Source organism: Gemmatimonas sp., from assembly GCF_031426495.1.
Taxonomy (GTDB): domain Bacteria; phylum Gemmatimonadota; class Gemmatimonadetes; order Gemmatimonadales; family Gemmatimonadaceae; genus Gemmatimonas.
Genome location: NZ_JANPLK010000057.1, coordinates 24807 through 51487, shown reverse-complemented (window position 1 = coordinate 51487; position 26681 = coordinate 24807). Strand labels below are relative to the sequence as shown.

21 protein-coding genes are annotated in these 26681 nt (G+C 65.3%); 12 read left to right on the top strand and 9 right to left on the bottom strand.

Annotated features, from left to right (window positions below; all coding sequences use genetic code 11):
• Both RMP10_RS14660 and RMP10_RS14655 read left to right on the top strand, forming a co-directional pair.
• Positions 1-1756 (top strand): acyl-CoA dehydrogenase family protein (locus RMP10_RS14660; protein ID WP_310570950.1); only part of this gene is annotated, 1756 nt, incomplete at its 5' end.
• Complete coding sequence (locus RMP10_RS14655; protein WP_310570949.1) at positions 1753-2322, top strand: hypothetical protein; 570 nt, start codon at positions 1753-1755, stop codon at positions 2320-2322. The genes RMP10_RS14660 and RMP10_RS14655, both read left to right, overlap by 4 nt.
• Here the strand turns inward: RMP10_RS14655 and RMP10_RS14650 are convergent, their stop codons facing one another.
• The 8 genes from RMP10_RS14650 to RMP10_RS14615 form a co-directional block, all read right to left on the bottom strand.
• Positions 2323-3018: a response regulator transcription factor gene (locus RMP10_RS14650; protein ID WP_310570948.1), complete on the bottom strand. Its 696-nt coding sequence runs from the start codon at positions 3016-3018 to the stop codon at positions 2323-2325. It abuts the gene before it with no gap.
• 37 nt (positions 3019-3055) lie between these two features.
• Positions 3056-4111: a cytochrome d ubiquinol oxidase subunit II gene (locus RMP10_RS14645; RefSeq protein ID WP_309669536.1), complete on the bottom strand. Its 1056-nt coding sequence runs from the start codon at positions 4109-4111 to the stop codon at positions 3056-3058.
• Complete coding sequence (locus RMP10_RS14640; RefSeq protein ID WP_310570947.1) at positions 4111-5496, bottom strand: cytochrome ubiquinol oxidase subunit I; 1386 nt, start codon at positions 5494-5496, stop codon at positions 4111-4113. The genes RMP10_RS14645 and RMP10_RS14640 overlap by 1 nt, the downstream gene beginning before the upstream one ends.
• Positions 5493-6818, bottom strand: a complete 1326-nt coding sequence (gene fahA / locus RMP10_RS14635) for a fumarylacetoacetase (RefSeq protein ID WP_310570946.1) — start codon at positions 6816-6818, stop codon at positions 5493-5495. The genes RMP10_RS14640 and fahA overlap by 4 nt, the downstream gene beginning before the upstream one ends.
• A 43-nt stretch (positions 6819-6861) precedes the next feature.
• Entirely contained in the window at positions 6862-7803 is a 942-nt protein-coding gene (locus RMP10_RS14630; protein WP_310570945.1) for a hypothetical protein, read from the bottom strand.
• A gap of 22 nt (positions 7804-7825) precedes the next feature.
• The gene (nadC, locus tag RMP10_RS14625; protein ID WP_310570944.1) at positions 7826-8785 is read right to left on the bottom strand and encodes a carboxylating nicotinate-nucleotide diphosphorylase; all 960 of its coding nucleotides are present in this window, start codon (positions 8783-8785) and stop codon (positions 7826-7828) included.
• Positions 8782-9792, bottom strand: a complete 1011-nt coding sequence (nadA, locus tag RMP10_RS14620; protein WP_309669531.1) for a quinolinate synthase NadA — start codon at positions 9790-9792, stop codon at positions 8782-8784. Before nadA ends, nadC begins: the two co-directional genes overlap by 4 nt.
• A gap of 93 nt (positions 9793-9885) precedes the next feature.
• Positions 9886-11409: an L-aspartate oxidase gene (locus RMP10_RS14615; RefSeq protein WP_309669530.1), complete on the bottom strand. Its 1524-nt coding sequence runs from the start codon at positions 11407-11409 to the stop codon at positions 9886-9888.
• A gap of 91 nt (positions 11410-11500) precedes the next feature.
• Here RMP10_RS14615 and RMP10_RS14610 point away from each other — a divergent pair, with 91 nt between their 5' ends.
• The 10 genes from RMP10_RS14610 to RMP10_RS14565 all read left to right on the top strand — a co-directional run bounded on the left by RMP10_RS14610 (position 11501) and on the right by RMP10_RS14565 (position 24737).
• The gene (locus RMP10_RS14610; protein ID WP_310570943.1) at positions 11501-13030 is read left to right on the top strand and encodes a hypothetical protein; all 1530 of its coding nucleotides are present in this window, start codon (positions 11501-11503) and stop codon (positions 13028-13030) included.
• Positions 13031-13244: 214 nt separating this feature from the next.
• Entirely contained in the window at positions 13245-13955 is a 711-nt protein-coding gene (locus tag RMP10_RS14605; protein ID WP_310570942.1) for a PEP-CTERM sorting domain-containing protein, read from the top strand.
• 68 nt (positions 13956-14023) lie between these two features.
• On the top strand, positions 14024-15331 hold the full coding sequence (locus RMP10_RS14600) for a hypothetical protein (RefSeq protein ID WP_310570941.1): 1308 nt from the start codon (positions 14024-14026) through the stop codon (positions 15329-15331).
• Positions 15328-16587, top strand: a complete 1260-nt coding sequence (locus RMP10_RS14595; protein WP_310570940.1) for a hypothetical protein — start codon at positions 15328-15330, stop codon at positions 16585-16587. The genes RMP10_RS14600 and RMP10_RS14595 overlap by 4 nt, the downstream gene beginning before the upstream one ends.
• A gap of 75 nt (positions 16588-16662) precedes the next feature.
• Entirely contained in the window at positions 16663-17712 is a 1050-nt protein-coding gene (locus RMP10_RS14590) for a BMP family ABC transporter substrate-binding protein (protein WP_310570939.1), read from the top strand.
• A 2-nt stretch (positions 17713-17714) separates the two neighbouring features.
• Complete coding sequence (locus RMP10_RS14585; protein ID WP_310570938.1) at positions 17715-19262, top strand: ABC transporter ATP-binding protein; 1548 nt, start codon at positions 17715-17717, stop codon at positions 19260-19262.
• The gene (locus tag RMP10_RS14580) at positions 19259-20437 is read left to right on the top strand and encodes an ABC transporter permease (RefSeq protein WP_310570937.1); all 1179 of its coding nucleotides are present in this window, start codon (positions 19259-19261) and stop codon (positions 20435-20437) included. Before RMP10_RS14585 ends, RMP10_RS14580 begins: the two co-directional genes overlap by 4 nt.
• Complete coding sequence (locus tag RMP10_RS14575) at positions 20434-21309, top strand: ABC transporter permease (RefSeq protein WP_310570936.1); 876 nt, start codon at positions 20434-20436, stop codon at positions 21307-21309. The genes RMP10_RS14580 and RMP10_RS14575 overlap by 4 nt, the downstream gene beginning before the upstream one ends.
• 54 nt (positions 21310-21363) lie before the next feature.
• A complete protein-coding gene (locus RMP10_RS14570; protein ID WP_310570935.1) occupies positions 21364-22611 on the top strand; it encodes an MFS transporter in 1248 nt (415 codons plus the stop codon).
• Positions 22612-22739: 128 nt separating this feature from the next.
• The gene (locus RMP10_RS14565; RefSeq protein WP_310570934.1) at positions 22740-24737 is read left to right on the top strand and encodes a S9 family peptidase; all 1998 of its coding nucleotides are present in this window, start codon (positions 22740-22742) and stop codon (positions 24735-24737) included.
• A 4-nt stretch (positions 24738-24741) separates the two neighbouring features.
• Here the strand turns inward: RMP10_RS14565 and RMP10_RS14560 are convergent, their stop codons facing one another.
• Positions 24742-26661, bottom strand: coding sequence for a DNA/RNA helicase domain-containing protein (locus RMP10_RS14560; RefSeq protein WP_310570933.1), 1920 nt, complete (start codon positions 26659-26661; stop codon positions 24742-24744).
• Between the last annotated feature and the right edge of the window lie 20 nt (positions 26662-26681).

The window sequence follows — 26681 nt, the reverse complement described above, 5'->3', positions numbered from 1 at the left end:
GCGGCGCCCCGACGAAGCAGCCACGGTCCATCGGCTGATTGTCGCGCTGAACGACATGGTGGCGTCGGGGCTGATCGATCCGCGGCAGATGGATGAGAACGAGGCGCTGGGCGAGCCGGTCATCAAGGCGTTTGCCGAGGCCGGCCTGCTCGGCCTCACGACGCCCAAGGAATACGGGGGCCTTGGGCTCTCAGCGAGCGCGTACGCACGCGTGTTCGGCGCGGTCGCATCGGTCGATGCCTCGTTGGGTGTCCTGATCGGCGTGCACTGTGGACTTGGCGGCAAGGCGCTGGTGCTGTTCGGCAACGACGAACAGAAGGCGCGCTATCTGCCGGCACTCGCGCGTGGTGAGATGCTGGCGGCGTACGCGCTGACCGAACCCGAAACCGGCTCCGACGCGCAGCACATCGTCACCACGGCGCGCCGCAACGCGGACAACACAGGCTGGCTGCTGAACGGACGCAAGCACTGGATCGGCAACGGACAGCGCGCTGGCATGATCGCCACCTTCGCGCAAACACCGATCGAACGCAACGGCGAGACGATCATGCGCCCCACGGCGTTCATCGTGCGCCCCGACATGCCGGGTTTCCGCATTGACGGCACGGTGGCCAAGCTCGGTATCCGCGCCTCGACGCAGGCCGAGCTGGTGTTCGAGGATTGCTTCGTGCCCGACGATCACGTGCTCGGCGAGGTGGGCAAGGGGTTCCGCGTGGCCGTCAACGCGCTCAATGCCGGCCGGCTGTCGCTGGCATCTGGCTGCGCGTCGGGATGCAAACGATTGCTCGCCGAATTCGCCCGCTACGCCGAGGCGCGGACGCAGTTCGGCGGTCCGCTGGCGTCGTTCGAGATTACGCAGCGCAAGATGGCCACGATTGCGGCGGAGACGTACGCCGTGGACGCGATGGTCGGCGCCTTGGCGGCGGCGCTCGATGAAGACAGTGTCGATGCCGCACTCGAGGCCGCGTGCGCGAAGGTCTTTGCGAGTGAACTGGTGTGGCGCACGGCCGACGAGCTGGTGCAGCTCGCCGGTGGACGCGGCTTTGTGAAGCCGTGGCCGTACGAGCGCTATCTGCGCGATGCGCGCATCAACCGCATTTTTGAAGGCGCCAACGAAATCCTGCGGCTGTTCATCGGATTGAATGGCATTCAGGGGCCGGCCGAAGAACTGAAGGAATTGTCAGGCGCGCTCAAGAATCCGATTCAAAACTGGGTGCTGGTGTCGAGCTACGCCGCGGAACGCGTGGCCTCCGCGCTGGGGAAGAAGGATCGGTTCGACGTCACCTTTCACCCCTCGCTGCGCAAGCACGCGGAGTTCGTGGAGAAGCACGTGGCCGCGCTCGCCGCCGCGACGCAGAAGATGATCGTGACGCACAAGAAGGAGATTCTGCATCGCCAACTGGTGGTGGAGCGGCTCGCCGACATGGCGATCGAGCTCTACGCACGCGCCACCACGATTGCCCGCACGCAGCGGCTCATCGACGAGCGCGGGGCAGGCGAGTGCGAGCGCGAGATCGCGCTGACCGATCTGTTCTGCATCGAATCGGGCCGTCGATTCCGCGCGATCCGCATGGAGCTCGACGGCGACGCCGGCGAAGCAATCGACGACTTGCGCCGTGGTATCGCCGCCCGGATCCGCGCCGAACAGGGTTACGGCACGAGTGATGCGCTGATGGATGTTACCGTTCCACCGCTTCCGGCGTGGAGCCTCACCAAGGCGGAGCAACAGGCGGCTGTGGAGCGAACGATCGTATGACACGAATGCTGATGGTCTCGTCCATGCTCGCGATGGTCGCGTGCGCTGAACCTCGCCGGGAGACGGCTCCGGACAGCAGCCGCGCCGGCACGACGCCTGCGCGCACGGAGCGCATCGCCGGGCCGATGGATCTCACCGAACGCGGCATTGGACCGGTGCGCGTCGGCATGACTCTCGCCGAAGTCGCCGGGGTGACCAGCGCTGGCATTCGCCTGGTGGACACCGATTCCACCGCCTGCAGCTACCTGAGCTGGCGCGATGGTCCGCCGGGCGTGCTGATCATGGCCGAGGGCGGGCGCGTGGTGCGCATCGACGTGCGCAATCCGGCGATTGCCACACCGGAAGGCATCAAGATCGGCAGCACGGAGGCCGAGGTGCAGCAGCGATACGTCGGCCAGGTGGAGGTGCAGCCGCACAAGTACACGGATGGCCACTATCTCGTAGTCACCCCACGCGATCCAGCCAACAGCGAGCTGCGCATCGTGTTCGAGACCGATGGCAAGAAGGTGGAGACGTTTCGCGGCGGACGCGTCCCGCAGGTACAGTACGTCGAAGGGTGCAGCTGATTACGCGTCGTTTTTGAGCAGGCCGAGCTTGAGGGCGAACTTCACGTAGTCGGTGCGATGCGACAGACCGAGTTTTTCGCCGATACGCTGTTTGTACGTGTCCACCGTTTTCGGTGAGATCGTGAGATGCTCGCCGATCTCGGGTGCCGTAAAGCCTTCAGCGACCATCTTCAGCACGGCCTGTTCGCGGTCGGTGAGCTTTTCAAAACGGGCCCGCTCTTCCGCGTTGCCGTCTCGTCGCGCTAACCCGCGGGCGAGGGCACGGGCGGCGGTGGGCTGCACATAGACGTCACCGGCGGCGACGGTGCGCACGGCGTCGACGAGCTCGCGATCGGCCACCGACTTGAGCAGGTAGCCACCGGCACCTGCTTCGAGCAGCGCCACGAGATGTTCGTCTTCGGTGTGCATGGTGAGCACGAGTACACGGCGCGTCATCGGCTCACCGGGTGTCGGCGGGCGCAGGACATTCGCCTTCTGCAACTCGCGGGTGGCAGTGAGTCCGTCCATGTCGGGCATGGAGAGATCCATCACGATGACGTGAGGATCGAGGCGTTCCGCAAGGACGAGCGCATCCTTCCCGCTGCCGCCTTCTCCCACGACCGTGATGTCCTTCGCGGTCGAGAGAACGGCTTTGAGTCCGGAGCGGACAATCTGGTGATCGTCCACGAGCACGACGCGAATCAGGTCAGGGCGCATCCGTCAATCTGAGCCGCACGCGATCACAATGCGAGGGCTACTCGCCGCCTTCCCGAGTCTTGAAGACGCGAAACAAGTAGACGAAACTCGGCAGCAGAATCATGGTGCCCACCGCCAATGTACCAAGCGTCAACTGCAACGTCACACGCGGGGCCGCCAAGGCGGTGATGGTGCGATCCGGCGGCAGCATCCACGGATACTGCGTCCACGCCCATCCCCAGAGGAGGAAGCTGGCCTGCGCGGCAGCGGCCAGGCGGGCCACCTGAAAGCGTCGCGTCGCCAGCGCCCAGAACGACGTGGCCGCCGCGACGCTCGTGACCGCGTGCATCGTCAGCGCCGTCCGCCCCTGTGTGAGCCCTTGGAAGAGCAGTGGATTCTCGGCGCGGGCGATCACCAGCGTGGTGGCCGCGAGCACCAGCAACGCGACCTGCGATTGCTGCGCCCGGCGTTTGAACAGATCACGCATCCGGTCGTCGGTCGCCTCCACCGTGAGGTATGAGGCGGCCAGGAACGCGAATAACGCGAGCGTGAGCAGCCCCACGGCCCATGGAAAGGGAGAGCGCGCCCACGGATCGATGAACCGTTCGACGAAGGTGACGGTACGCAGGACCTCGATGGACCGGATCGGCACCGCGCCACTGGCGACGGTGCCGAGACAGACGCCGAGAATGACGGGCGTGAGCAAACTCGCCACCGAAAAGATCCGGCCCCACCGGCGCTGCACGTGGTCGCGTTTGCTGTCGTAGGTACGGAAGGTGAACGCCGACCCGCGCAGTACGATGCCAACCAGCATCACCGTGATCGGGATATGCAGCTCCGTCGCGAGGTGCGCGAACGCCTTGGGAAAGCACGAGAAGAGCAGCACGACCACGAGAATCAGCCACACGTGGTTTGCTTCCCAGATCGGACCGATGGCGTCGGCGATCAGCACGCGCTGCGCGTCACGATCCTTCCCGCGCGCGAAAAGATCCCACACACCGCCACCGAAATCCGCGCCACCCAGCAACACGTACGCGTTGAGCGAAAGCACCATGGTGCCGGCAACCGCGTGCGGCAGTGTCCAGGTGAGCTCGGTGGCGACGGCCGCCGACATCACGGCGTTTGGTAGCTCGCGGTCGATCCCGGCGTCGGAATCGGCAGTTCGGAGGTGAGACCCATCGAGGTCTGCGACACACCCGTCTTGATGATCTGACGCCAGAGCAGGAACACCACGGTGACCGCCAAACCGATGTACAACGCGGAGAACAGTACGAACGACACCACGAGTCCGGGCATCGGCGTGACGGCATCGGCGGTGCGCAGGATGCCCTGCACAATCCACGGCTGCCGCCCGACCTCAGTGACCGTCCATCCGGCTTCGAGGGCGATGAAGCCAAGCGGGCCGGCCAACACGAGTGCCGTAAGGAACCGACGGTCGTCGGGGAGCGCGCTCCCACTGCCCCGCGTACGGCGCCACCAGCGCCACGCGCCCCACACCGACAGCGCCGCCATGATCGAGCCGCAGGCAATCATGATTTGAAAGGCGAGATGCACGATGGCCAGCGGCGGGCGCTCATCGGGCGGCACCGCGTCCACGCCCTTCACGACGGCGGTGCGATCTCCATGCAGCAGGAACGACAGCGCACCGGGAATCTCGATCGCCCCCGTGTGCTCCAGCGTTTCGGCGTTGGGCCAGCCACCGATCACGAAGGCGGCCGGTCCCGTTCTTAGATGACCTTCCATCGCCGCCAGCTTCACCGGCTGCCGCTCCGCGACGCTGCGCGCACTCCAGTCACCCGACAGCGGCTGCACCAGCGCGGCGGGAAGGCCCACCCACAACGCGATCTGCAGGGCCGCGCGATGAAAGGCTCGATGCGGTGTGCCGCGACGCAGCGCGAACGCATGAATACCCGCCACGGCGAACCCGGTAGCCGCGAACGAGGCCAGCGTCATGTGCACGATCTGCGACGGTGCGGCGGCGTTGAACATGGCCGCCACCGGATCGACATCGGTGACGTGTCCGTTCACCATACGAAAGCCGGCCGGCGCGTTCATCCAGGCATTGGCGCACACCACGAACGCGCCGCTGAGGGCACCACTGACCGCGACCACCACACCAGCCGCGAAGTGCGCGCGCGGCGGAATGCGCTTCCACGCGTACAGGTAGATGCCAAGGAAGATGGCTTCGGTGAAGAACGCGAAACCTTCGAGCGAGAATGGCATGCCGATCACGGCCCCGGCGTGTTCCATGAACGTGGGCCAGAGGAGACCGAGTTCGAACGACAGCACGGTACCCGAGACGGCACCGACGGCAAACAGAATCGCCGTGCCTTTGGCCCATCGCTTGGCCAGTTCGAGGTGCACCGGGTCGCGCGACGTAAGCCACCGCCACTCGGCGATGACCATGAGCGCGGGCATGCCCACCCCCACCACCGCGAAGATGATGTGGAAGGCCAGCGACATGGCCATCTGCGAGCGGGCAAAAAGCAGGTCGGTCACTGCGCCGGCAGGATCATCCCCACGCAGCGTCCAAAGCCGATGCGCACGGCTCCCTCGCGCTCGGCGAAGGCCGTGATCTCCAGCTCGTCTCCGTCTTCCAAAAAGCGGCGCGTCTCCCCGTTGGGCAGCTCGAGCGGCTCAGCCCCCCGCCACGTGAGTTCGAGCAGACAGCCCCGGCTCGCTTTGGCCGGACCAGAGATCGTGCCGCTGCCCAGCAGGTCACCGGGGCGGAGGTTGCAGCCACTGCTGGCGTGATGCACCAGCAGCTGTGCCATCGACCAGTACAGATCGGTGGCCTGTCCCTGCGTGAGCCGCACAGCCGGTTCGCCGCCGTCACGCATGCGCGTCGTGCGCAGCCAGGTCTCCACCGTAATACCAAACCCACCTTTCGCGCGGTCGTCGGCACTGGTGAGATGCGGCAGCGGATCCGGATCGCCCTCGGCGCGCGGCGCCAATGGCATCCGGAACGGCTCGAGTGCCTCGAGTGTGACCACCCACGGACTGATCGTGCTCGCGAAATTCTTGGCGAGGAACGGACCCAGCGGCTGATACTCCCAGGCCTGAATGTCGCGGGCCGACCAATCGTTCAGCAAGCACAGACCGAACAGATGCTCGTTGGCCTGCTCCATCGGGATCGATACGCCGAGCGCGTTGCCGGTGCCCACGAACGCTGCGAGCTCGAGTTCGTAGTCGAGGAGGCGCGAGGGTCCGACCGACGGTACGTCGTCGGTGGGGCCTTTGCGCTGACCCATCGGGCGACGCACGGGCGTGCCCGACACCACGATGCTGGAGGCGCGCCCATGATAGCCGATGGGCACCCACTTGTAGTTCGGCAGCAGCGGGTTGTCGGGGCGAAACATCGACCCGACGTTGGTGGCGTGATGCACCGATGCATAGAAGTCGGTGTAGTCGCCGATCTGCGCTGGCAGGAACAGCTCGGCGTCGGCCTGCAGCACCAGCGCATGCTCCGCGATTTGCCGCTGATGCACCGGCGCGGTGTCCGCGAGCAGCGCCGAGATGGCATTTCGCAGCGCACGACGGGCCAGCGCACCGCGCGACATCAGCTCGTTGAGCGTCGGCATAGCGCACGCCGTCGCCGCATGGCGCGCGTCGCCGTCTTCGTCGAACAGTCCGGCGGCCAGACAGGCCGCCACGTCGAGGATGGCGGCGCCGATGGCCACGCCGACACGTGGTGCTTCACGGGTGCCAGCTCGACGGAAGATGCCGAACGGCAAATTTTGAATCGGGAAATCCGCACCGCGCAGATTGGCCGTCTGCACCCAGGAGCGAAGGGTGGGATCGTTGGTTGGATCGATCGACATGCGGGGATTCTAGCGTGTCGGCCGCTGCGCCGCTGCGGTCAGATCAGAGCCAGCCCAAGGCGCGCGATTCGTCCACCGGCTCGGTAAAGGAGCAGGAACCGAAGCTCACCAATCCATGCTCGCGCATCTGCAGCAGCACGTCACGCGTGAAGGTGATCGTGCGTTCGGGTCCGTGCCATGCCACGTGCAAATCGCTGAACTCGATGCGTCCGGCGTCGGCTTCTTCGAGCAACTGGATCGCTTCAGCGTCGCTGCCACCATTGTCGAGGTGTGCGACGGCGAGCGCGACATTGAGGAAGCCGTACATGCGACCAGTGGCCGCGTCGGGCTCATAGGTGAGCCGATACGTGCCGCGCAGCGGGTGGTGCAAGCCCGCGGTGGCCTTCGCCGTGACGCCGTGCGCGAAACAACTCTTGAAGAATCGCACGACCGATTCCGGCGAGGGCATCATGTCGGCGGTGGTACCGCCCATGCGCACCTTTGCATGGCGTCCGGCGCGCGCGATGGCGGAGACGCACGCGTCAACGTCGCCGTCGAGTGGAATCTCGAAGAATGTGTTCAGATCGCGCGGCGTCGCCGCCGCGATGCGTTCGATGTCGCCAACTGACGTGGCCTTGACTTCGTAGGTATCGACCTTGGCGCCACATTCGTCGAAGCAGACGCGGTGCCGTTCGTTGAAGGCCGCGATCTCAGCGAGGTCGCTGGCGAGATCCGCGCTGGCGGTCACCGAGAGGCGCCACGGGATCGCTCCCGCATCACGGGGCAACAGTGGATCCGCCTTCTCGGAGAAGAGGACGAGCGACTGCGCCGGACAGATGAAACGCCCGAGGATCCAGCCGGCGCCCGCCGCGCGATAGTGCGCATAATTGCGCACCGCATTGGGCATCGCGAGCGCGGCCGGCGCGAAGAGTCCGGCGTAGTCGACGAGTCCGTCCAGCAGGATGCGGGAGGCGCGATCGGTGAGCGGTGGGAGACGAACAGGCATGAGGAGAGCCCTTCAGGAAACCTTATAGACCGTCGAAATCGAGACCGAGATCGAGCGCCGGTGCAGAATGCGTGAGCGCGCCGACGGAGATGCGATCCACGCCCGTCTCCGCGATGCGACGCACCGTGTCGAGCGTGACGCCACCAGACGCTTCGGTGATCACCTTACCGCGGCACCGCTCCACGGCTTCGCGCAGCTGCTCGAGCGACATGTTGTCGAGCAACACCCAATCGGCGCCGGCGGCGATTGCCGCATCGACCTGGTCGAGGGTGTCGCACTCGACTTCGATCGCCGTCCCGCTCATCGCCAGCCCACGGGCGCGCGTCACCGCCATCGCAATGTCGCCACCGATCGCGGCAAGATGATTGTCCTTGATCAGCACACCGCTGCGCAGATCCAGGCGGTGATTGGTGCCACCACCGGCGCGCACGGCGTACTTCTCGAGCGCGCGCCAGCCGGGCGTGGTCTTGCGCGTGTCGAGGATCTGCACCGACGTACCGGCCACGGCATCGACGAAGCGACAGGTCATCGTGGCGATCCCCGACAGGTGCTGCAGATAGTTGAGCGCCGTGCGCTCGGCTGACAGCATGCCACGCGCATGTCCGCTGATGTGCATAACAAAATCGCCCGCCTTCACGCGGGTGCCGTCCTCGGCTTCCACGCGTATCGTGACCGCACTGTCCAGCTGACGGAATGCTTCGACCGCGAGGGGGACGCCGGCAATCACGCCGTCGCGCCGCGCCACGATTGCGCTCCGCACATGACGACTGCTGACGACCGTCGCCAGCGTGGACACATCGTTGAACGCCTGATCTTCCTGCAGTGCCACCCGAACCTGCGCTGCCAGGTCCGCATCGGACAGCGGAAATGCCAGCGTCGAAGGCTGCACCGCGCGAGTCCCGAGCGGTGTGATCGTCCGGGGCGTCATCGCGGGCAACCCGTTCGACGGCGTGGGACGCAGGGGCGGGTGGAAGGCACTCATTCGCCGGGATCCTCGGGGCCAAAGGGACTCACGCCGGAATTGCCGCCGATCGACACCATGCGCTCGATCGAAATGCGAGCGCGGGCGGCGATATCATCCGGCACCGTGATTCGATGCTGCATATGCAGGAGCGCGTCGCGCACCTTCGGCAGCGTCGTCACTTTCATATACGCGCACTGCGCACGATCGTTCGCGGCAATGAAGTGCTTGGTGGGATTGGCGCGGCGTAGCCGGTGCAGAATGCCGATCTCGGTGGCCACGATGAACGTGTCCTGATCGGTCTGGCTCGGACGTTTGATCATGCCCTCGGTGGAGAGAATGTGCACGTTGTCGGCGTCAATGGCGCCAGCGCTGATCGCTTCCACCACCGGCGTGGCACAGCCACACTCCGGGTGAATCAGGAACTCGGCGCCGGGATGCTGCGCGCGCATATTCGAGATGTGTTCGGGATCGATGCCGGCGTGGACGTGACACTCGCCGAGCCACACATGGATGTTCTCGCGACGCGATTCGCGGCGCACATGCGCGCCCAGAAACATGTCGGGGAGAAACAGAATTTCCTTGTCGGCCGGAATCGCGTTCACCACTTCGACCGCGTTGCCCGACGTGCAGCAATAGTCGCTTTCGGCCTTCACTTCGGCGGTCGTGTTCACGTACGCCACGACGACCGCCCCCGGATGCTGCGCCTTCCACGACCGCAACTGTTCGGCGTTGATCGTGCTGGCCAACGAGCAGCCGGCGGCAAGGTCGGGAAGCAGCACCGTTTTCTGCGGCGACAGAATCGCCGCCGTTTCGGCCATGAAGTGCACCCCGCAGAACACGATCACGTCGGCCTCCGTCTTCGCGGCCTCGCGTGACAACCCCAGCGAGTCCCCCACGAAGTCGGCGACGTCCTGAATTTCCGGACGCTCGTAGTTGTGGGCGAGAATCACCGCATTCCGCTCCTTGGCGAGGGCGCGGATTTCTTCGGCGAGGGCGGGATCGTAGTGGGCCTCTAAAATCGTCATTTGTTAACTGCGGAGTATGGGGTACGGAGTAGGGGGTCGGGAGTCGTGTCGAGGCAGTTCCCTACCCCATACTTCGTACTCCCTACTTTGCTGTTACCACGTGATATGTCGGTCCTGCCACTTCCGGCGGGTCTTCGGAAAATCGCTCCGGAAGTGCCCTCCACGCGACTCCTTGCGCATGAGCGAGGCTTCCGTCACGAGCGTGGCGGTGGTGTGCAGATTCCGCTCTTCGGTGGCGCCGGGTGGCAGTCGCTCGCCGATTTGCTGCAAGGCGGCAAGACAGCGGCGCAGGCCGGGCGCGGTGCGGGCGATCGACGCGTAGGTCCACATGAGCTCGCGGATCTCGTCGGCGGCCACCTGTGCGGCGCCACGATCGTCGAGCGACGGCACTTCCCAATCGGTGGGCTCGGGCACCGGCAAGTCGGTCGGTGTCTCCACCATGTCGCGGGCCACGCGCTCGGCGAACACCAGCCCTTCCAGCAACGAGTTGGACGCGAGGCGGTTGGCGCCGTGCACACCGGTGCGGGCCACTTCGCCCACGGCATACAGCCGCGCGATGCTGGATCGGCCGGCGAGGTCGGTCATGACCCCGCCCATCATGTAGTGGGCGGCCGGCGTGACGGGTATCGGCTCGTGTACCGGATCGATGCCGCGGGCGCGGCAGATCGCGAGGATGCCCGGAAAGCGCGTCGCGAACTCGGCGCCGAGCTTGGTGGCATCGAGGAACACCGTGCCGTACTGCTGCTGCTCGCGGAAAATCTCGCGAGCCACGACATCGCGCGGGGCCAGTTCGGCCAACCGATGGCGCTTGGGCATGAAGCGCTGCCCGCGTCCATTCAACAGGATGGCCCCTTCGCCGCGCACCGCCTCGGAAATGAGGGCCAGCGGATTCTCAGGCGTGTCGAGCGCGGTGGGATGGAACTGCACGAATTCCATGTCCGCCAACCGGGCCCCGGCCCGATGGGCGATGGCAAAGCCGTCGCCGGTGGCCACCTGCGGGTTCGTGGTGTACCGATAAATCTGGCCGCAACCACCCGTGGCCAGCACCGTAGCGTCGGCGACGATTTCCACGGCGCGTCCGGCGATGCTGGCACGAACGCCGGCGCACTGCACCCCCTCTTCATCGTGAAGGAGCAGCAGGTCGAGCACCCGTGCCATCTCGACCACTTGGATATTCGGTGACTCACGTACCTTGGCTACCAGCGTCCGGGCCACTTCCGCCCCGGTTTGGTCGCCGTGGGCATGCACAATGCGGTGACGTGAGTGGGCCGCCTCCTTCCCGAGCTTGAAATCGCCATCGGGATCGAGGTCGAAGCGGGCTCCGGCCGCCTGCAACTCGCGCACACGGGCCGGTCCTTCCTCAACCAACACCTGTACGGCTTCGGCGTCGCACAGCGCTGCTCCCGCGGCGAGCGTATCCTGTCGGTGCAGGTCGGGCGAGTCTCCAGCGCCTAAGGCGGCCGCGATGCCCCCCTGGGCATACGCCGTCGCGGAATCGAAGAGGGTGCGCTTGGTGAGGACCGTCACCGGTCCATGAGCCGAGGCGCGCCAGGCAGCATGAAGTCCTGCGACTCCACTGCCAATAACAAGGAACCGCGTGCGGATCCGGTCAGTCATAGTAGTTTCAACTTAGGACACTGGGTCCCCAACAGAACCCCTGGCCGGCTTGCTGGCCCATTCTCCCGCTCTTTTTCGCTTTGGAGACGTCATGCGTTTGACGTTCATGGCCGGCGTTGCGACCGCGGTGTCGCTGTCCGGAGTAGCTCTCGTGCCTTCCGCCCTCACGGCCCAGCCCGGTGGTGGCGTAGCGCCGCAGTGCGTCATCGATCAGAACAGCCCAAAGGAACTGGCGCTGATGTCGCTCAAGTTCCAGAGTGCCCGCAGCGCGGCCACGCCGGACGCCCGGAAAAAGGTGCTGCGCGACATCATCAAGGAACTCGACACGAAGCCCGAGCGCTTCGCGAAGAATCCCGGTGGCTACAACCTCACGCTCGTGCAGGCGCTGACCATGTGGGGCGTCGAGCCCGGCATCGTCGATGCTCCGGCGCGCAGCGAGCTCGGATTCATCACGAATCCCGCCGAACCGTACGACGTCATCGTGAACATGGACGTGGCCTACAAGGCGATCGTGGCCGCGGTGCCGACGTGCGAAGCCGACATCACCGCCATGCGCATGAACGAAGTGTGGCTGGCGGCGACGAAGGCCGCGCTCGATGCCTCGAACGGCGGCAAGCTCGACTCGGCCGAGTACTTCGCGAAGCGCTCGATGATGATGTCGGCCACCAACCCGTACCCACACTACGTGCTGGCCAGTGTCGCCAACGCGCGCAACAACCGCGCGAATGCGATCATGCACTGGAAACATGTCGTCAAGTATGCGGCCGACGACACCACGTACCGCGACCTGAAGAACAGCAGCATGTACTACGCGGCCATGAGCCAGCTCGAAGACGCCCAGTCGAAGACGGGCGCCGAACAGCAGGCGGCAGCGCGTGAAGCGGCGGAAGGCTTCAAGGCGTTGATGCTGATGACGCCGGACAGCCCGGATGCCCCGAATCTGCTGCTGTCGTGGGCGGATGCACTCACGGTCGCCAAGGACACGGCGCTGATTCCCACGGTGTACACGCCGCTGCTCACGCAGGCGTCGGCCACCGATATCGCACTGGCGACGGCCGGCGTGATCGCGACGCGGGCCAACAAGTCGGACGACGCGCTCAAGCTGTTCAAGGCGGCCACCGTCAAGAACCCGTTCAACCGCGATGCCCAGCGTAACGTGGCAGCGGCGCACTATTCGAAGGACCAGTTCACCCTGATGTTCGAGCCGGCGCGCAAGCTCGTCGAACTCGACCCGAACAACTTCGACGGCTGGATGCTGTTCGCCTACGCGTCGCAGGGCTTGGCCAAGGCGGCACAGACGGCCAAGAAGCCGGTTGAAGTGAAGGCGTGGACCGATTCGCTGGTGAAGTACCAGACGTACGCCGAAGCGCTGCCAGTGAAGGTCGACGTCACGAGCTTCGATCGTCGCAAGGACCAAGCGACGCTGACGCTCGGCCTCGAGCAGGTGGCGGCGAAGGACGGTCAGTATTCGCTGACGGTCGAGTTCATGGATCTCGCGGGCGCGGTCGTGGCCACGGCGACGGAAGCGGTTGGCCCGATCAAGAAGGGCGAAACGAAGTCGGTGACGCTGAAGGCGACCGGCGCCGGCATCATGAGCTACCGGTACAAGGCGCTCAAGTAAGCAGTGCAGTGGATGGTGGGGTGCATGAACCACAGGTCATGCACCCCATGCCACACATAACTCGCGCGGAATAAGGTCACAATTTTCAGGAATGTGGCATAAGCCGTTAAATGACAGACGGTTAATGAAATCCAGCCAAACTCAGCCATTCTGGCTACGATTTTGCCCTACCGGTGGGTGTCGCTCAATCGCACCCCATCGCCTCAGAGGCTTCGTGATCCGCTCCACCCGCGCCCTTGCCGTCCCGTTCGCGCTGCTCGCCGCGCTGTCTACCGTGGCCACCCGCGCGCAGGCGCAGATCACCACCTGGTCCGACCGCACGGCGTTCGTGAATGCCGTCGGCGCTGTGACCACGGAGAACTTCCTCGGTAACGCCGCCTTCCCGCTCGGTTCGACGTTGAACTCGCTGAGTTCGTACAACGTCGGATCGTGGAATCAGGTGCTCCCCGGTGCCATCAAGGCCGGCGTGACCTACTCCGTGTCGAGCGGCCCGTTGCTGATCGATGCCGGCGGCGGCTTCGACGGTGGGTTCCTTGTCGGAATGTTCAACAACTACGGCACGGTCGGACCGCTCACGGCGACCTTCGACGGCGCCGTGCAGGGCTTCGGATTCCTCACGAACTACCTGATGGGTAGCCAATTCGACGTGATCATCGCCTTCCGGAATGGCTCGACCAGCAGCCAGCTCGGCATCAACAACGAGAACGGCCTGCAGTTCTTCGGCTTCTCCAGCGAGAACCAGGACATCGCCAGCGTCACCATTGGCGGCAACGGCTCGCAGGGATTCAACTTCGCCCTCGACGACTTCACGTTTAGCGCGAACGCGATGCCGAGCACCAGCGTGCCGGAGCCGAGCACGTTCGCGCTGATGGCGGCCGGCGGACTGGTGATGGCCGGTGTGGCTCGTCGCCGTAAGCAGGCGTAGGCTCGCAGATCACAGACGGATCGCGCGGTAGGCTCGCGCGATCCGGTAGAGCGGGGACAGACTTCGGTATGCCGACCGCTTCATTGACTGTGCGCACGCTGTCTCGTATTACCGCCCTGCTCGCCGCGCTCCTCCCCGCGGTCGGCAGGGCTCAGCATATGCCGCACGATCCCGCCGCCGACTCGGCCCGGTATCACCTTGGCGCGATGGCCACGGGACTGCTCACCACGGCCAATCCGGCCCTGCTCGGCCGTCGCTACACCGAGGGCTACCTCACGCAGCCCAACCTCATGGGTGACGCCGCGTGGGGCGCGCTGCGCTTCACCGGCACCCTGAACTTCGAGGGGTACACCCTCCGCCGCGGTGAGCTCAATGCCGGCATGTACGGCGAGGGCTACGCCGACCGTCGCCATCCACACACGTTGGTGCACGAAGCCATGCTGGCCGTGGCCACGCCCGCGCGCGGCGGCCTTCGCGCTACGCTGGCCGGCGGCAAAGGCTTCACACCGTACGGCACCGACGACCCGATGATGCGGCCGTTCGTGAAGTATCCGGTGAATCATCATCACGCCCAGATCATCGAACGCGTGCTCGTCATGGGCGCGCTGCAGTTCGCCCGCGGCGATCGCGCGATCACCCTCGAGCAGAGTTGGTTCAACGGCGACGAGCCGGTCGGCCCGTTCACCGGCCCCCAGTGGTCACGCGTGGGCGATTCGCGCAGCACGCGCCTGACCGTGTCGCCACGGCGCTCGCTCGAGGCCCAGGTCAGCTCGGCATTCGTGCGGAGCCCCGGCCTCACGCAGGGTGGCGCCTTCGATCACCGGCAGCTCAGCGCCTCGCTGCGATACGACGTGCCCGCCAACCGCTACGCGCTCCTCGAGATCGCGCGCACCGACGAGTCGCTCGGCACGCAGCGCGTGTTTCGCTTCGCCAGCACGCTGCTGGAATCGAGCATTGTGCATCGCGGCTGGGCACTGTCGGGGCGGGCCGAACGCACCGACCGTCCGGAGAGCGAACGCCTGCTCGATCTGTTTCGCACTCCCAACGGACACGTCGACTTTCAGCTGGTCGGCATCACCCGCTGGTCGATCGGCACGGTACAGCTGGCTGCGCCGGCGACGAGTCTTCCTCGATTGCGCGGCACGCACGTCACACCCTTTCTGGAGGTGGCGCGCGCCACTGCCCGCGCGCAGCGCACACCCGCCGTGTTCGTGCCGGCGGAGTTCTACGGATCGGAGACGCAGTGGTCGCTCTCGATCGGGGCACGGGTCCATGCGGGGACCATGCGCCGTCGGATGGGGCGCTACGTGTTGCCGGCAGCGGTGCGGGCGGGTATGTCTTCGAGAGGTTCCTCCCTCAGCCACCCGCCTCAATGACTCGAATTCGTTTCGTGCGCCGGCTCAGCACGACTGTCACGGCGGTACTGGCGGTCATCGCCCTGTCCGCGTGCGGTGGCGGCGAGAGCGCGCCCACGCAGGTCACCAAGCCCGCCGATACCACCACGACCGTGCCGCCGCCACCGCTACCGGGGCTGCTCACCCATCTCGGACAAGGTGCCGTACCAGAGCGCTACACGGCCGAGGTCTGGGTGCGTGGCACCACGGCGTACACCACCACGTGGGGCACCCGCGCCGGTTCTCGCGGCAATGCCGTCAAGATCTGGGACGTGAGCGCTGATCAGCCGCAGTTGCTGGACAACGTATTTGTGGCCAATGCCACCACCACCGGTGACGTGCAGGTGAGCGACGACGGCAGCATCATGCTGGTGGCCATCGAAGCGAATCCCAACGGGGGCGTGGCGATTTATTCGATGGCGAATCCGCGGGCGCCACAGCTGATCACGCGCACCACCGGAGGCGAGTTGCAGTACGGCGTGCACACGGCCGAACTGGCGCGCGTGAACGGCGTGCTGTACGCGTTTTGCGCGGTTAACCAGTCGAATGGCGTGTCGTCGCGGCTGGTGGTGCTCGACCTCAGCACGCCGTCAGCGCCGCGCACCGTCTGGTCACAGGCCATGGGTAACCCCTTCGTGCACGACGTCTTCGTGCGCGAAGGACTGCTCTTCACGGCCGAATGGAATGACGGTGTAGGGATCTGGGATATCGGAGCGCAGGGGGGCACCGTGTCCGCCCCGCGATTGCTGGGCCGGGCCCGCACGGTGGGCGGTCAAGCGCACAACGCGTGGTGGGTGCACGATCCCGTCTCGCAGACGAAGAAGTATCTGCTGGTAGGTCAGGAAGGCCCCGGGGCGATCGGCTCCTCGAGCGTGGGCGACGTGCACGTGGTGGACATCAGCAATCTCGCGGCGCCGGTCGAGGTAGCCGTGTATTCCGTGCCCGGCGCCGGAACGCACAACTTCTCGGTGGACGAAGCGCAGGGCTTCGCCTATGCCGCCTTCTACAATGGTGGCGTGCGGGTGCTCGACGTGCGGGGCGACCTCGCGACCTGCACGGTCGCGCAGAAGACCACCGACGGACGGTGCGATCTGGCAAAAATGTCGCGCGAGCGGGCCTCATACGTCGGCACCGGAGGCGCGCCCGTCTACGTGTGGGGCGTCCACTGGTCACCGAGCGGCCTCTTTGCCAGCGACATGTTGAATGGCCTCTGGCGGGCGGCACCGGCCACGCGATAACGCCATGCGCCGTTCACACCGTTTGGCCCGTTTGCCCCTTCCCGCAGCGGTTCCATCCGGCGAAGCTTCCGCACCATGCGCCGGACTCTTTACCTCATCGGGGCGCTCCTCCTCGCCCACGTCGCCCTCCTGACCGTCCACCCCGCCGGGGCGACGGTCGCCGACACCTCCGAAGGTCTCGATGTCGGGATCGTCTTCGACGTCGGCGGTCGCGGCGATAAGTCGTTCAACGACGGTGCCTACCTCGGTGGCCTTCGTGCCACCAAGGCGTTGGGCGCGCGCGTGCGCTACATCGAGCCGGGCGAAGGCTCCGATCGTGAAGCGGGCCTGCGACTGCTGGCCGCCGAAGGGATGGACCTCGTGGTGGCCGTCGGCTTCATCTTCACCGACGATATCAACGTGCTGGCGAAGGAGTACCCGAACGTCAAATTCGCCGACGTCGACTACGCCGTGGCCACCGACAGCGTGGGCAACCCGCTGCCCATGCCGCCCAATCTCGTGGCGCTCAAGTTCCGCGAGGAGCAAGGTTCGTTTCTGGTCGGCGCGCTCGCCGCACTGGTCGGCAAATCCAAGAAGGTGGGCTTTGTTGGCGGTATGGACATCGCGCTCATTCACAAGTTCGAGGCGGGCTACCGGGCCGGCGTGCGGCACGTCTGCCCCGACTGCGACGTGATCGTGAACTACGCCGGCGTCACGCCGGAAGCGTTTCGCAATCCGGGACGCGGCAAGGAGATGGCGCTGGCGATGTACAACCAGGGCGTGAACGTGATCTTCCACGCCTCGGGCTCCACCGGACTCGGCGTGTTCGAAGCCGCGCGCACGACTGGCAAGTTCGGCATCGGCGTCGACGCCGACCAGTACAGCGAAGCGCCCGGCCACGTGCTCACGTCGATGGTGAAGGGCATCGACGAATCCGTCTTCCAGGCAGCGAAGGCGGTAAAGGACGGCACGTTCACGGGTGGCATCCAGCAGTTCGGTCTCGCCGAAAACGGCGTCGGCTACGTGTACGACGCCAACAACAAGATGCTGATTCCCGACGCTGTACGGGCGAAACTCGATTCGCTCACCGCCGACATCGTGGCCGGGCGCATCACGGTGCCAAGCACGCGACCGGGCACGAAATGACCATGAGTGCATCGGACACGATGGCCATTCGGATGACGGGCGTCGTGAAGACGTTCGGTGCCGTCGTCGCCAACCGTGATGCGTGCCTCGACGTCGCCAAGGGCGAGATTCACGCGTTGGTCGGCGAGAATGGCGCGGGCAAGAGCACACTGATGCGCGTACTGGCCGGCATGTACGCACCGGATGCCGGCTCGGTGCTGCTGAACGGCAAGGACGTGACCGGCTGGAAGACGCAGGACGCGATCGCCGCCGGCGTCGGCATGGTGCATCAGCACTTCATGCTCGTGCCGACGCTCACCGTGGCCGAGAACGTGATTCTGGGCATGGAGCCGCGCAAAGGGATGCAGGTGGATCTGCACCGCGCGGTCATCGAGGTGGAATCGCTGTGCAAGAAGTGCGGACTGCACGTCGATGCGAAAGCGAAGGTGGCTGACCTGTCGGTCGGCGAAGCGCAGCGCGTCGAGATTCTGAAGGCGCTGTATCGCGGCGCGAAGATTCTCATTCTCGACGAACCCACGGCGGTGCTCTCCCCGCCCGAAGTGCGCGACCTGTGGACCGTGCTGCGCGCGCTCAAGGCCGACGGTGGTACGGTCGTGCTGATCACGCACAAGCTGGACGAAGTGATCGCGGTGTCGGACACGATCACCGTGATGCGTGGCGGTATGACGATGTCACGCTTCGCGACCGAAGGCACGACGCCACGCGACATTGCGCGCGCGATGGTGGGCCGCGATGTGCAGCTGCATCTCGACGCGCAGGGCGATGCCGACTCGTGGGTTGCACCGGCCGCCGTTGAGTCATCGGCCGCGCCGGTGTTGCGCGTGACGAACCTGTCGGTCATCTCGGACCGCGGTACGCGCGCGGTGAACGAACTCAGTTTCGAAATCCGCCCGGGCGAGATTCTCGGCATTGCTGGCGTGGAAGGCAACGGCCAGACGGAGTTGCTCGAGGCCATCGCCGGACTGCGCGCCGTCCAATCGGGGCGCGTGCAGCTTGCGTCGCATGATTTCGGCACACGCTCGGTGCGCGAGCGGGCCGATCTCGGACTGTCGCATATTCCCGAAGACCGGCATCGGCGCGGTCTGATCCTCGACTATAGCATCGCCGAGAATCTCATTCTCGGTCGTCAGCATCATTTCGGATCGTTCGGCGCGCTCGACACGGCGCGGATTGCCACGAACGCTGCCGAACAGGTGCAACGGTTCGACATCCGGCCCGCGATGCCATCGTTGCCGGCGCGGGCGTTGTCGGGCGGCAATCAGCAAAAGATCGTGATCGCGCGCGAAATGGGCCGGGAGTTCAGCGTGTTGCTCGCGGCGCAGCCCACACGTGGTGTGGACGTCGGCGCCATCGAGTTCATTCATGCGCAGCTCCGTGCGGCGCGCGATGCCGGCAAGGGCATCTTGCTGGTGAGCGCCGACTTGCCGGAAGTACTCGCGCTGTCCGATCGCATTGCGGTGATGTATGGCGGACGGTTCGTGACCGTGTTGCCGGCCGCGCAGTGCACGGCCGAGCAGCTGGGTCCATACATGACGGGAGCGGCGGTATGAGCACCGGTCCAGCGACGCCGCCGCGCGAACAGCAGCGGGATATGCAGAGCACCGGTGAAGTGCGCGCGATGGCGGAGTTGCCCGCGCGCGCCGGCATTGGACTGGCGGGTGGTTTCCTGCCCCCGTTGGTGGCACTGGCGATTGCCGCGGTGGTGGGCGACCTGCTCATTCTGAGTTTCGGCGAAGCGCCGAGCACCGTGTTCCGACTGCTTGTTGAAGGCACGTGGGGCAACGCCTACGGCATCGGCCAGGTGCTCTACAAGACCACGACCCTCGCCTGCACCGGGCTTGCCTTCGCGCTGGCCGGCCGCGCGGGACTGTTCAACGTGGGCGCCGAGGGACAGCTCGCCGCCGGTGGATTCGGTGCGGCGCTGCTGGGCATGCTGCTGCCGGCGGGCACTCCCGCACTGGTGGCCGTGCCGCTCTGTTTGTTGGCTGCCATGCTGGTGGGCGCCGGTGTCGGTGCGGTACCCGGCGCGTTGCGCGCCAAGTTCGGCGCGAGCGAAGTGATCGTGACGATCATGCTCAACTTCATCGTGCTGGCGTTCCTGAACTGGATGGTGTCATCGAAGCTGCACGTGCCGGAAACGTTGCATACGCCGCCGATCGTGGCCGGCATGATGCCGCGATTCGCCGACAGCTTCGCGGCGTTCCGGGGCAGTGCGGCGAACTTCACGATTGTGTTTGCGGTGCTCGCCGCCGTGGCGAGCTGGTGGTATCTGTTCCGCACGCGGGCCGGCTATGAACTGCGCGCGGTGGGCTTGCAGCCCGATGCCGCCGAGTACGGTGGCGTGCGCGTGCCGCGCGTGTTGCTGGTCACGATGTGCCTGTCCGGCGCGCTGGCCGGATTGGGTGGCATGAATTTCGTGCTCGGCTACAAGGGCTACTACGAAGAAGGCTTCGCCGGTGGTGCGGGCTTCCTCGGCATCGCGGTGGCACTGGTGGGACGTAATCATCCGTTCGGCATTCTCGGCGCCGCGTTGCTGTTCGCCACGTTGTCACAAGGCGGACTGGCGGTGAACGCCATCGTGCCCAAGCAGCTCACCGATATTCTCACGGCGGTGGTGATTCTCGCCGTCGCAACCGCGGTGCCGGAAGTGCAGAAGCAACTGCGGGCGGCCGCGGCCAACGTGACCGCCGCGTTCTACCGCGATGCGCGGAAGGGGGTGGCATGATTCTGCTCACCTTCCTGCTGCAGACCATCCGCATCGCCATTCCGTATCTGCTGGCAGCGGCCGGCGGGGTGATGTCGGAGCGCGTGGGCATCATCGCGCTCGGTCTCGAAGGGATGATGCTGGCCGGCGCGTTCGGCGCGGCCCTGGGGAGCTACTACGGCGGCAATCCGTGGGCCGGCTTGGCGGGTGCGCTGGTAGCCGGTGCGATGGTGACGGCGGTGTTGGCCGTCGCCACGCTGCGCTACAAGGCCAATCAGGTGGTGGTCGGCGTGGCGATCAACCTGCTGGTGGTGGCCGCCACGCGCTTTTATCTGCGCCGCATCTTCGACAGTGCCAGCAATTCGCCGCGCGTGCCGGGCTTCGGTGGCGAAGGCGCCGGTGGCATGTTCGCGAGCTTTGTAAATCCGGTGGTATGGATGGGGCTCGCCGCGCTCCCCGTGCTGGCGTGGGTGCTGTATCGCACGCCATTCGGATTGCGCGCGCGCGCCGTGGGTGAGAAGCCTGAAGCGGCCGCCACGTTGGGTGTGGCCGTTACCCGGCTGCGACTGCAGGGTCTGCTGATCGCCGGCTCTCTGGCGAGTCTCGGCGGTGCCTATCTCGCCCTCGACCAGCACCAGTTTTCCGACAGCATGACGGCAGGCCGCGGCTTCATTGCGCTAGCCGCGGTGATCTTCGGGCGCTGGGAGCCGGTGCGTGTGGCGGTCGCCTGTCTCCTGTTCGCCGGAGCCGAAACGCTGCAGATTCAGCTGCAGGGCTCGCAGATGATCCCGAGTCAGTTCGTGGAGATGATTCCCTACGTCCTCACGATCATCGCCTTGGCGGGCGTCGTTGGACGGAGTGTCGCGCCTGCGGCGCTCGGCAAAACCGAGTGACGATCCTCGCGTCACCGCTTCGGCAACAGAGCCCTTTCCCATGATGGTACGCGAGTGACGGCACCAACTTCACACACCGACGAGCACCCAATCGACGGCGGTCAGGCCGCGTTCGGGAAACTCTCGGTGTTGATGGTCACGGCGTTCATCGACATGCTCGGCCTGTTGATGATTTTGCCGCTGTTGCCGTTCTACGCGAAGGATCTGGGGGCCGGTGGATTCGTCGTCGGGCTGCTCGTCAGTTCGTTCAGTGTCGCGCAGCTGCTCAGCGCGCCGCTGTGGGGCCGCTTCAGCGACAAGCATGGTCGTCGTCCGGCGCTGATCGTCGGCCTGGCCTCGAGTGCCGTGGCGTACGCCGTGTTCGCCTACGCCGACTCGCTGTGGCTGCTACTGCTGTCGCGCATCGTCCAGGGCGCGGGCGGTGGCACGGTGAGTGTGATTCAGGCCTATGTGGCCGATGCCACCCGTCCGGAAGATCGCGCGAAGAGCCTCGGCTGGCTTTCGGCCGCCACCAACGCCGGTGTCGCACTGGGTCCGGTGATCGGCAGCTGGGTGCAGCACTGGGGCCCACACACGCCGGGACTGGTGGCAGCAGGACTCTGCCTCATCAACATCGTCTTCGCGTCGAAATACCTCACCGAAGTCCGAAGGCCGGCGGCCCTTAACGCCGATGGATCGAAGCCAATCCGCAAAGGGTCGCGTGAGGCCGTGCTGCGCGTGATCACCCACCCCAGCGAGCCGGCCTCGCGCCTGGTGCTGATCTACGCCATCGCCATCGGCGCCTTTCAGGGAACGACCGCCATTCTCGCGCTCTTCCTCGCCGCGCGCTTCGGCGTCACGGCCGATACGATCGGCTACTTCTTCATGTACATCGGCGTGCTGAGCGTCGTGGTGCGCGCGCTGTTCCTGGGCAAGATCGTCGACCACTTCGGCGAAGCACGGTTGAGCCGATATGGGGTGGTGTTCCTCGCCGTCGGACTGATCGGCCTCTCGTTCTCGCGCGACTACGTCACGCTGGCGCTGGCCGTCGGCATGCTGCCGCTCGGCACGGCCTTCACGTTCCCGTGTGTGACGGCCATGCTGTCGCGCGTCGTCGCCGGCTCGGAGCGCGGATTGTACATGGGCGTCCAGCAAACGTACGGCGGGATTACACGGGTCGGCTTTCCGATTCTGCTCGGGTTTGCGTTCGACACGTTCGGCATGCAAAGCCCATTCTGGATCAGTGCGACGCTGGTGATGGCGACGCTGCTGCTGGGGCGGGACATGGAGCTGTATGCACCCCGGGTGGCCAAGGTTTCTTAGGGGGCTTTGGGCTGTGGGCCGCGGGCTGTTGGCTGTGGGCTCTGCGCCATGGGCACGCCCACAGCCTCCACAGCCCATAGCCCACAGCTCACAGCTCACAGCTCACAGCTCACAGCCCACAGCCTTTTATGATGCGCCCTTTCCTCCTCGCCCTCCTCGCCAGCGCCGCCACCACGGCGTCCGCGCAGTCCCCTCGCCCGATCCGCAGCGCCGACATCTATCGCGTGCGTGACGTCGGGGCTGGTCGCATCTCCCCCGATGGCGCCTGGATCGCGTACACCGTCACCACCGTCGACTCGGCGAAGGACAAGAGCGACAGTGATGTCTGGATGGTGAACTACGAGGGCACCCGCACCATCCGCATGACGAGTTCTCCGGAAGGCGAAAGCAATCCGCGATGGAGCCCGGACAACCGCTATCTGAGCTTCGTGTCTGGACGCTACGAGTCGAAGGGCGGACAGGTGTGGTTGCTCGATCGTGCGGGCGGCGATGCGGTGCGTCTCACCGACCTCAAGGGCGGGGTGGGCGAGTACGAGTGGTCACCCGACGGCACCCGCCTGGCGGTGGTGTCGCACGACCCTGATCCCGACGACGCCAAGCCTGACTCGTTGAAGACGAAGAACCCGAAGCCGATCGTGCTCGATCGCTATGCCTTCAAGCGCGACAACACGGGCTATCTCGATCGTCTGCGCGATCATGTGTACATCGTGGATGTGGCCACCAAGAAGGCGGTGCAAATCACGACCGGTGACTTCGACGATCAGTCGGTGCGGTGGTCGCCCGATGGCAAGCGCCTCGCGTTCGTGAGCGAGCGCAGTGGCACCGATCCCGATCGCACAAACAATGCCGATCTCTACGCGATCGATGCGACGGCGGGCGCCGCGCCGGTCAGGCTCACGACGTGGAGCGGCCCCGATGCGAGCCCGGTGTGGAGTCCTGACGGGCAGTTCATTGCCTATTTGCAGGGGAGCGAGCCGCAGCTGTCGGCGTACACGCAGAATACGATTGCCGTGGTGCCGAGTGCGGGTGGAACGGCGCGACTGATCGCCACCTCGCTCGATCGCGATGTGAGCGCGCTGTCGTGGAGTGCGGACGGCAAGCTGCTGCGCTTTCTGCTGGGCGACGACCGCGCGGTGCATCTTGCCACGGCGCCGGTGAGTGGGGGCGCCGTCACGCGCGTGCTCGACGGACGGCGCGCCGTCAGCTCGTACGACGCATCGAGTAGCGGTCGCGTGGTGGTGAATACCGCGACGGCTACGCGCTCGGGAGAAGTGTACGCGTTCGAGAACGGCGCACTGCGCGCGCTCACGCATGTGAACGACTCGATCTTTTCGTCGCTTGCGCTGGGCACCACCGAAGACGTGCAGTTCAAGAACAAAGACGGCCTCACCGTAGGCGCGTTGCTGGTGAAGCCCGCCGGGTTTGATGCGAGCAAGAAGTATCCGCTCATGTTGCGCATTCACGGCGGCCCGAACGGACAGGATCAGCACGCGTTCTCGTTCGAGCGTGAACTGTTCGCGGCCAACGGCTACCTCGTGCTGGCGGTGAACTATCGCGGTAGCTCGGGACGTGGGCAGGCGTGGAAGAAGGCCATCTTCGCTGATTGGGGCAACAAGGAAGTACAGGACTTGATGGCCGGTGTCGATCACGTGATCGCCACCGGCGTGGTGGATACGACGCGGATGGGGATCGGCGGCTGGAGCTATGGTGGCATCCTCACCGATTACACCATCGCGACGACCACCCGCTTCAAAGCCGCCACCAGCGGCGCCGGCAGCGCGCTGCAGACCACGATGTACGGCAGCGACCAGTACATCTACCAGTATGAGAACGAACTCGGCGCGCCGTGGAAGAATCCGAAGCTGTGGGAGAAGCTGTCGTATCCCTTCTGGCACGCCGACCGCATCACCACACCTACCATGTTCCTCGGTGGCGAGAAGGACTTCAACGTCCCCATCGCCGGCGGTGAGCAGATGTATCAGGCGCTCAAGTCACTGGGTGTGCCGAGTCAGATGATCGTGTATCCCGGGCAGTTCCACGGGATCTCGCGGCCAAGTTTTGTGAAGGACCGGTACGACCGGTATGTGGGGTGGTATGCGAAGTACTTGATGGGGGTGACGCAGTAGGGCGTCAGTCGAGAGATTTCATCCCCGCCGCGGTGAAGTACGCGTGTGTTTCGTCGAGAGACGACAGCGGCGGCAGGAAGAGAACCGTCCCATCACGACCTCGTGTCAGCAGCACGCGGTACGCGTTGAGTCGAAGTTGGTACGGATCCTTGATCTTCGTTCCGCGCTTGTATCTGCGTGCCAGCGTATTGGACCAGGCACCTCCGCATCGAAGGAAGTCAGTTCCCCACGCCAGCAACGCCGCGTCGAGCTCGAGTCCCTGAGCGCCGAACTCCGTCACGCAGGAGGCGAGCCGACGACAGCTTCGTCCTCCATAGTCGGACTCGTCGTCGCCATACCACGGACCGATCTTCATGAATTTGTTGGTCGACTGAAAGTCATTGGGGACGCCGAACGCCTCGAGCGCTTTGTCGCGTGACGATGCGACCATGCCAAAGCGTGCGCGTGCGTCGTCGGCATATCGCTCGTGCAGGTAGCTCTTCGCAGCGTCGAGCGAACGAGTGATGCGCAGGTGATAGCCACCAACGTCGAGTTGGTGCGCAATCGGCGCAAGATCTACGGGCGCCGCGCCGTCGAGCAAGAGAGCGACATAACGGTGCAGATCGCCCGCGAAGTGGAAACGCAATTCCCGATCGAGATTGAGAGCAGGCCGGTTCTCGAAAGGTACGGCTCCTCCCTTGAAGAGTCCGGCCACCGCGGCTGGAGCGTGGACTGTCCATTCGGCGCTCTTGGAAGACCCCTCTACCGCCGTCTTCCATTGCCCGAGTCCGCCCTCTTCGCCGATGTGGATCTCCTGTCCGTTGCCAATGAGTCCGACCACGACACACCATTCTGGAATGCGGTCTGCGAATCCGATGAATTCTTCCGGCTCGCTTCGCGCATCCACGCGATCATGCTTTGCACGAACCTGATCCGCGTCGTAGGCTCGCTGCGCTTCATCGAAGACCAGCACATGTTCGGGCGGCACCGGTGACCGTGCCGAGGAGTAGCGTTTGACGTACTCCTTCACACCGCGAACAAACGTCTTCCCATCGCCGCCGGCGGCGCGCATCTCGTATTGCAGCACCTCGACGAGAGGGCCGTTGCCGCTCAGGTACACCGCCGGAGCGGTAGGCTTTCCGTCGGCTCGCGCCACCGCGAGGTCATCGAGGTACCGCGCATGGACCGTCTGCAAGCCGACCAGTGTCTTGCCCGCACCGGGTATGCCAGTCAACAGGATGAGGTGGCGTGACTTGGTGAGCGCCGCTTGATGTACGATACGCTTGATCTCGTCGATCGCAGGTTCCGTCGCGGCATGCGCTCTTTCAATCTTGCGAAGCGAACCAGAAGCCATGAGCTCTCGTGCGGCCTCGACAATCGTAGGCAGCGGACAATAGGCGCCGTCTGAAAGAAACGCTTCACGAGTCAGAACGGGCTCGCGCTTTGCACGCGTAAGGTTTTCCACCACGGCGTCCAGTGCGTCCGGTCCGGTCACATGAACGCCGGAAATCTCATGTTGATAGCCGCGTGCACGCGTCGGCACGAGTACGGCGGTGACATCCCGCCCAATACATTCGCGATGATAGTTTCGAAGGTCTCTCGCATAGGCGGCCGCCTGATCGAGATCAGCCTGACTTGGCGTGAGCTTTCCCTTCAACTCGACCACCATCACGCCAGCTCCGACCAGCAACACCACGTCGGGTCGACGCGATTCCATCGGCAGTTCGTACTCCAATATCGCGGAGTATTGGCGAGCGAGCTCATCTCTTATGAGTACTTCGGAAACCTCAGACTGAAGCGGCGGGATCGAATCCGCCCACGCACGATGCTGCTCCGGGGACGCATCAATCACGAATGCCGCGAGGCTCTCGCGAATTTGCTTTGCCGGTGCTGCGCGAAAATCAGCAAAGCTGGATTCCCATCCTGAACGCGGGCGATCGGTCATTTTCTTAGGATTGAGTCAGG

Excerpts from the sequence above, each read along its gene's own strand:
- RMP10_RS14655 (WP_310570949.1), top strand. The coding sequence starts at position 1,753 with ATGACACGAATGCTGATGGTCTCGTCCATGCTCGCGATGGTCGCGTGC.
- RMP10_RS14590 (WP_310570939.1), top strand. The coding sequence starts at position 16,663 with ATGCGCCGGACTCTTTACCTCATCGGGGCGCTCCTCCTCGCCCACGTC.
- nadA (WP_309669531.1), bottom strand. The coding sequence starts at position 9,792 with ATGACGATTTTAGAGGCCCACTACGATCCCGCCCTCGCCGAAGAAATC.
- RMP10_RS14595 (WP_310570940.1), top strand. The coding sequence starts at position 15,328 with ATGACTCGAATTCGTTTCGTGCGCCGGCTCAGCACGACTGTCACGGCG.
- RMP10_RS14645 (WP_309669536.1), bottom strand. The coding sequence starts at position 4,111 with ATGTCGGCGGCCGTCGCCACCGAGCTCACCTGGACACTGCCGCACGCG.
- RMP10_RS14560 (WP_310570933.1), bottom strand. The coding sequence starts at position 26,661 with ATGACCGATCGCCCGCGTTCAGGATGGGAATCCAGCTTTGCTGATTTT.
- RMP10_RS14575 (WP_310570936.1), top strand. The coding sequence starts at position 20,434 with ATGATTCTGCTCACCTTCCTGCTGCAGACCATCCGCATCGCCATTCCG.
- RMP10_RS14565 (WP_310570934.1), top strand. The coding sequence starts at position 22,740 with ATGATGCGCCCTTTCCTCCTCGCCCTCCTCGCCAGCGCCGCCACCACG.
- RMP10_RS14600 (WP_310570941.1), top strand. The coding sequence starts at position 14,024 with ATGCCGACCGCTTCATTGACTGTGCGCACGCTGTCTCGTATTACCGCC.
- RMP10_RS14580 (WP_310570937.1), top strand. The coding sequence starts at position 19,259 with ATGAGCACCGGTCCAGCGACGCCGCCGCGCGAACAGCAGCGGGATATG.
- nadC (WP_310570944.1), bottom strand. The coding sequence starts at position 8,785 with ATGAGTGCCTTCCACCCGCCCCTGCGTCCCACGCCGTCGAACGGGTTG.
- RMP10_RS14610 (WP_310570943.1), top strand. The coding sequence starts at position 11,501 with ATGCGTTTGACGTTCATGGCCGGCGTTGCGACCGCGGTGTCGCTGTCC.
- RMP10_RS14585 (WP_310570938.1), top strand. The coding sequence starts at position 17,715 with ATGAGTGCATCGGACACGATGGCCATTCGGATGACGGGCGTCGTGAAG.
- RMP10_RS14650 (WP_310570948.1), bottom strand. The coding sequence starts at position 3,018 with ATGCGCCCTGACCTGATTCGCGTCGTGCTCGTGGACGATCACCAGATT.
- fahA (WP_310570946.1), bottom strand. The coding sequence starts at position 6,818 with ATGTCGATCGATCCAACCAACGATCCCACCCTTCGCTCCTGGGTGCAG.
- RMP10_RS14615 (WP_309669530.1), bottom strand. The coding sequence starts at position 11,409 with ATGACTGACCGGATCCGCACGCGGTTCCTTGTTATTGGCAGTGGAGTC.
- RMP10_RS14630 (WP_310570945.1), bottom strand. The coding sequence starts at position 7,803 with ATGCCTGTTCGTCTCCCACCGCTCACCGATCGCGCCTCCCGCATCCTG.